We start from the raw sequence: 5323 nt of genomic DNA, 5'->3' as shown, positions 1-5323 counted from the left end.
CTCAGCTCATCGCATGGCCAGCCCGATGCCGGCGCGTTTTCAGTTGGCGCTGCCCGTGACGATCGGGCGCCTGCGCGTTCCCCTCAGCCAATTGCGCGGCCTGCGGGCCGGCGACGTGCTGGTGTTCGAGCAGGCGTTTTTCCAAGCCCATGGCGAGGGTCATGTGCAGGTCGGCGGCCACCGTCTGTGTGTGTTTATTGATGATGAATCCGGGCCTATCTGCCTGACCCTTACTTCGATCGAGGAAGCGCCTTTGGAAGAGGATTTTGCAACACCGCCCTATTCGGGGCATGAAGATGACACGCCGGTGATGGATGTCTTTGGGCATGAGCCGTTCGATGAGCTGAGCATGGCGCTCAATGTGCGATGTGGCACGCTCAACCTGACCCTCGGCGAGCTGCGCAACCTGGCGCCCGGCGCGGTGCTGGGCATTTCCGGGTATGCGCCGGGCATGGCCGGGTTGTATTACGGCGACCGCCCGCTGGGCGTGGGGCAATTGGTGGAAGTGGACGGGCGCTTGGGGTTGCAGATGTCTCGTGTGATCTTTTCCCGATGAGTTTTCAAGGGGTAGACCCGATTGTTCTGGCCATGTTCGTGGGCGCATTGTCGTTGATGCCCATGCTGTTGGTCGTCTGCACTGCGTTCTTGAAGATCGTGATTGTGCTGATGATCACCCGCAACGCGATCGGTGTGCAGCAGGTGCCGCCGAGCATGGCCATCAACGGCATCGCGTTGGCGGCGACCCTGTTCATCATGGCGCCCGTGGGGTATGAGATCGCGGAGGTCGTCAAGGTAACGCCCCTGGACTTGAGCAGTGTGAGCATGCTTCAACAGACCGGGCTTGAAGCGGTGCAGCCGTTGCGGGCTTTTATGGTCCGTAACAGTGACCCGGACATCCTCACCCACCTGCTGGAAAACACCGCGCGCATGTGGCCGCCGGCCATGGCGCAGGAGGTCCAGCGTGAAGACCTGATCCTGCTGGTCCCGGCGTATGTGCTGTCGCAGTTGCAGGCCGGGTTCGAGATCGGGTTCCTGATCTACATCCCCTTTATCGTGATTGACCTGATTGTCTCCAACCTGCTGCTGGCGCTGGGTATGCAAATGGTCTCGCCCATGACCATTTCGCTGCCGCTCAAATTACTGCTGTTTGTGATGGTGTCCGGCTGGTCGCGGCTGCTGGACAGCCTGTTTCTTTCCTATCTCTGAGCTGCCTATGGAACCGATCGTACTGTTCAAGCAGGGCATGCTGCTGGTGGTGGTGCTGACGGCGCCGCCGCTGATTGTCGCGGTGATCGTGGGCGTCCTGACGTCGCTGATCCAGGCGTTGATGCAGATACAAGACCAGACGCTGCCCTTCGGTATCAAGCTGGTCGCCGTTGGCATCACGTTGGTGGTGACCGGGCGCTGGATTGGCCTGGAGTTGGTCCAGTTGATCAACCTGACGTTCGACATGATCGCCCGTTCGGCCTTGAATTGAGGCGTGCCCATGCTGCTCTATCTTGATTTTATGCCGAGCCTGCTGATTGGCATGGCACGCATTTACCCCTGTGCTTTTCTGGTCGCGGCGTTCTGTTTCCAGCACATTCGCGGCATGCCCAGGCACGCCGTGGTGATGGTCATGGCGTTGATGCCGGCGCCGGGTATTCATGCGGCGCTGGCGGGCCAGGAGCTCTCCGCGATGATGTTGGGCGCGCTGGTGCTCAAGGAGGCGATCCTGGGCTTTTTGCTGGGTGTGTTGCTATCGATGCCGTTCTGGATGTTCGAGTCGGTCGGGGCACTGCTGGATAACCAGCGGGGAGCTTTGGCCGGTGGCCAGCTCAACCCGTCGCTGGGGCCCGACGCAACGCCGATAGGGCATCTGTTCAAGCAACTGGCGATTTTTTTATTGATGGTCAGCCTGGGCCTGGGATCGCTGACCCAGGTGATCTGGGACAGCTACCTGATCTGGCCGCCTACGGTGTGGTTTCCATTGCCGGCGGCCAATGGCTTCAGTGTGTTTGTCGAGCTGGTCGGCGACACCTTCACCCACATGATGCTGTACGCCGCGCCCTTTATCGCCGTGCTGCTGTTGCTCGAGTTCGGCGTCGCGCTACTGGGGATCTACAGCCCGCAACTGCAGGTGAGTACGCTGGCCCCGCCGATCAAGTGCCTGGCCGGCATCGGTATTTTGCTGCTGTATTTCGCGCTGCTGCAGGACTTGATCGTCGGGCGCATGGCGCTGCTCGGTGACCTCAAGCACTTCCTGGGCCTGCTGTTCAAGGGGCCTTGGACATGAGTGACTCGGGGGAAAAAAAACACCCCGCCAGTGCCAAGAAACTGCGTGACCAGCGCAAGAAAGGCCAAGTCGCGCAGAGCCAGGACGTGCCCAAGTTGCTGGTGCTGACGGCCTTGAGCGAGATCGCCTTGTTCACGGCCGACACCAGCATGCAGCGCTTCCAGCAGATGATGGCGCTGCCTATCGCGCGAATCGGGCAACCGTTTGTGCGTGCCCTGGAAGAGGTGCTGACGGAGGCATTGGTGTTGTTTTTCTCCTTCGGCCTGATGATGGTCGGGGTCGCGATCGGGGTGAAGTTGATCAGCAGCTGGATGCAGTTCGGGCTGCTGTTCGCCCCCGAGTCCCTGAAGCTGGACTTCAATCGCGTGAACCCGCTGACCCAGCTCAAGCAGATGTTCTCCGCCCAGTCCCTGATGAACTTGTTGATGGGCATCGGCAAGTCATTGCTCCTGGGCTTGATACTGTACGTGGTGATTCGCCCTTCACTGAGCGCCTTGATTAATCTTGCCAACAGCGACCTGCAAACCTACATCCTGGCGCTGATCGCACTCTTTCGATATTTGTTGCATGCGTGCCTGGGGCTGCTGCTGGTGCTGGCGCTGATCGACCTGACGTTGCAGAAGTACTTTTTTGCCAAGCGCATGCGCATGACCCAGGTCGAGGTCGTCAAAGAGTACAAAGACATGGAGGGCGACCCCCACGTCAAGGGCCAACGACGCTCGTTGGCCTATCAGTTGGCCCAGGAAGAACCCAAGGTCAAGCTGCCCAAGCTGGAAGAGTCCGACATGCTGGTGGTCAACCCGACGCACTTCGCCGTCGCGTTGTATTACCGCCCTGGCAACACACCGCTGCCCAAACTGGTGGCCAAGGGCACGGACGCAAATGCGCGCAAGTTGATTGATCGAGCCAAGGCTGCCGATGTCCCGGTGATTCAGTGCGTGTGGCTGGCCCGCACGCTGTACGAGGAAAAACTGGGGGCGAGCATTCCTCGCGAGACCTTGCATGCCGTGGCGTTGATCTACCGGACCTTGCGCGAGCTTGACGATGAGGCCAAGCGTGAAACCCTCGAGTTGCCGGAGTTGGAGCAGCGCTGATCAGCGGCTGGCGAACCCATCCAAGGCTTCAAGGTTGGCCAGCGACAGCATCCGGCTGAGGATTTGCTCCACGGCCTCACGCTGGGCGGGCAGGGCGTGCCAGATGAGCAGTGCGCCCTGGGTATCGAGGTAGATATAACAGCCGTCAAACGCCATTGCCTGATCGAAGCGGCGCTCCATCACGCGTTGCAGTTGCCCGGCTTGCAAGGCCGCCTGGGTGATTTTCAAGGCCAACCCCGGGCGGGCGTTGGCATGCTGTGTGTGCAGGGATATGCCCAGGCACAACGGCAGGTGAGCGGCATCGCCGCTCACCAGGCTATCGAAGAATGCCCGCCGATGCCGCTCATCGTCAGGCACCCTCCCGGCGTTCATCGCTCCAGCGACACCGTTTGATAGTCCGAACGCTCCCCGGACGGGCCGGGTTCGACGCGCATCTGTGGCGGCCACCAGATCACCATCTTATCGCTGGTCGATTGTGGGCGTGAGCAGGAGTCCCCTTTGCAGGTCGGGGTGCAACCGCTGATGAACAACACGGCAGTCATCAGGGTGGCGCACAACAGTCTTGGGTTCATGGCGTGGTCTTCCGGGTTGGCGTGAGCAGGGATGGGCGCGGCACACTCAGGTGTTCATCCTTCACCACGGGGCGCATGGCGATAAACACTTCGGCTTCTTCACCCGGCTTGAGCCAGGCGCGCGGCCAAACGGTGACCGCCAGGGTCTGGCTGTTGCTGCATTCCTTTTCATCGATGCGCACATTGCGCTTGTACTGATTGCGCAGCACCACGACGGCCACATTGAACTGCGGGCCGGTGTACCACTGGCTGCGCTCGCTATTGAGCGCCAACAGCTCGCGAGGGGCACACAACGTGTTCAACGCCAGCGGCATCGCTGCGGCCTTGAAGGCCTTGGGCACTTGGCCGCTGACCAGGTGCGCCAGGGTGCTGGTGATTTCGTTGCGGTTGATCACCGGCTGATGCGGCTCCATGCGTCGTGCCAAGGGTTTTAGCGCGGCTTGCAACTCGCTTTGGTCGGCTTGAGGCAAATACCGTGATGGGTCGGACTGATCGCCGATCACGCGCGGGGTGAGAATGAACAACCGTTCGCGCCGGTTGTTCTGGCGTTCCGTCGAGGAGAACAGCGCTTTGCCGAGCAACGGAATATCCCCCAGCAAGGGGATCTTGTTTTGCCTGTCCGCACTATTCGTCACATGGAAGCCGCCCACCACCAGTGAGCGTTTTTCCGCCATGACGGCCTGGGTGCTGATCTTGCCTCGACGCACATCGGGGCCGAAGCGTTCGGGGTTGGACTCGTCGAAGTTACCGTCTTCGATATCCACCGCCAGATGGATCTGATGGCCGCCGCGGCTGGTGATGACGCGGGGCACGACCTGGAAGCTGGTGCCGACGGTGATGGGCAAGATGGTCGCGTTTTCGGTGCCGGCCGTCAGGTATTGGGTGCGGTTGAAATCAATCACCGCCGGTTGGTTTTCCAGGGTGAGCACCGACGGGTTGGAGACCATGGTTGCCAGCCCGCGAGCCTCCAGGGCACGCACGTCGGCGTAAAAGCGCTCGCGATTTTCGATCGACAATTGTGATGAGGTGCCGGGTGCCATGTTGACGGCGCCGCGGAAGCGACTGTTTTGAAACCCCCAGTTGACGCCAAATTCGCTTAATTGCGAGCGTTCGATGTCGAGGATGATTGCGTCGATTTCCACCAGCTTGCGCGCCACATCGAGCTGACTGATCAGGTCGCGGTACATCCCCTGACGCTCCGGCAGGTCATAAATCAGAACCGCGTTGTTGCGCACGTCGGCCTCGACGCGGATTCGGCTGGGGTTGACCGGCGCCCGGGAAGTCACCCTTGATCAGCAGGAGTCCGCACGCCTGGAGGTGTCGTCCGAAACCATTGCCGACCTCAAGCAAGCACTGACCGATATCGGCCTGCTCGACAGTCG

At 60.7% G+C, this 5323-nt stretch carries 7 protein-coding genes and 1 pseudogene; 5 read left to right on the top strand and 3 right to left on the bottom strand.

Features of this window, described 5'->3' with window-relative positions; genetic code table 11:
- The 5 genes from L9Z73_RS24520 to sctU form a co-directional block, all read left to right on the top strand.
- On the top strand, positions 1–556 hold a 556-nt coding region (locus L9Z73_RS24520), incomplete at its 5' end, for a FliM/FliN family flagellar motor switch protein (RefSeq protein ID WP_247406584.1).
- Positions 553–1206 carry a type III secretion system export apparatus subunit SctR gene (gene sctR, locus L9Z73_RS24515; RefSeq protein ID WP_247406581.1) on the top strand — a complete coding sequence of 218 codons (654 nt, stop codon included), beginning with the start codon at positions 553–555 and terminating at the stop codon, positions 1204–1206. The genes L9Z73_RS24520 and sctR, both read left to right, overlap by 4 nt.
- Positions 1207–1213: 7 nt before the next feature.
- On the top strand, positions 1214–1477 hold the full coding sequence (sctS, locus tag L9Z73_RS24510; RefSeq protein ID WP_247406579.1) for a type III secretion system export apparatus subunit SctS: 264 nt from the start codon (positions 1214–1216) through the stop codon (positions 1475–1477).
- Between the two features lie 9 nt (positions 1478–1486).
- The gene (sctT, locus tag L9Z73_RS24505) at positions 1487–2275 is read left to right on the top strand and encodes a type III secretion system export apparatus subunit SctT (RefSeq protein ID WP_247406576.1); all 789 of its coding nucleotides are present in this window, start codon (positions 1487–1489) and stop codon (positions 2273–2275) included.
- Positions 2272–3369, top strand: coding sequence for a type III secretion system export apparatus subunit SctU (gene sctU / locus L9Z73_RS24500; protein WP_247406573.1), 1098 nt, complete (start codon positions 2272–2274; stop codon positions 3367–3369). Before sctT ends, sctU begins: the two co-directional genes overlap by 4 nt.
- On the opposite strand, the gene L9Z73_RS24495 is transcribed toward sctU, so the two are convergent.
- The 3 genes and pseudogenes from L9Z73_RS24495 to sctC form a co-directional block, all read right to left on the bottom strand.
- On the bottom strand, positions 3370–3741 hold the full coding sequence (locus tag L9Z73_RS24495; protein ID WP_247406571.1) for a transcriptional regulator: 372 nt from the start codon (positions 3739–3741) through the stop codon (positions 3370–3372).
- Positions 3738–3941 (bottom strand): HrpT family type III secretion system protein, encoded by a 204-nt coding sequence (hrpT, locus tag L9Z73_RS24490; protein ID WP_247406568.1) that lies wholly within the window; start codon positions 3939–3941, stop codon positions 3738–3740. The genes L9Z73_RS24495 and hrpT overlap by 4 nt, the downstream gene beginning before the upstream one ends.
- Positions 3938–5227, bottom strand: a pseudogene (gene sctC, locus L9Z73_RS24485) (type III secretion system outer membrane ring subunit SctC); the annotation flags it as partial. The pseudogene sctC and the gene hrpT, both read right to left, overlap by 4 nt.
- Positions 5228–5323 lie beyond the last annotated feature (96 nt).

Source organism: Pseudomonas emilianonis, assembly GCF_023072625.1.
Lineage (GTDB): Bacteria > Pseudomonadota > Gammaproteobacteria > Pseudomonadales > Pseudomonadaceae > Aquipseudomonas > Aquipseudomonas paraveronii.
This window is presented reverse-complemented; position numbering and strand designations above follow the sequence as displayed.

Coding starts and splice junctions, on each gene's coding strand:
- sctR (WP_247406581.1), top strand. CDS start 553: ATGAGTTTTCAAGGGGTAGACCCGATTGTTCTGGCCATGTTCGTGGGC.
- L9Z73_RS24495 (WP_247406571.1), bottom strand. CDS start 3,741: ATGAACGCCGGGAGGGTGCCTGACGATGAGCGGCATCGGCGGGCATTC.
- sctS (WP_247406579.1), top strand. CDS start 1,214: ATGGAACCGATCGTACTGTTCAAGCAGGGCATGCTGCTGGTGGTGGTG.
- sctU (WP_247406573.1), top strand. CDS start 2,272: ATGAGTGACTCGGGGGAAAAAAAACACCCCGCCAGTGCCAAGAAACTG.
- sctT (WP_247406576.1), top strand. CDS start 1,487: ATGCTGCTCTATCTTGATTTTATGCCGAGCCTGCTGATTGGCATGGCA.
- hrpT (WP_247406568.1), bottom strand. CDS start 3,941: ATGAACCCAAGACTGTTGTGCGCCACCCTGATGACTGCCGTGTTGTTC.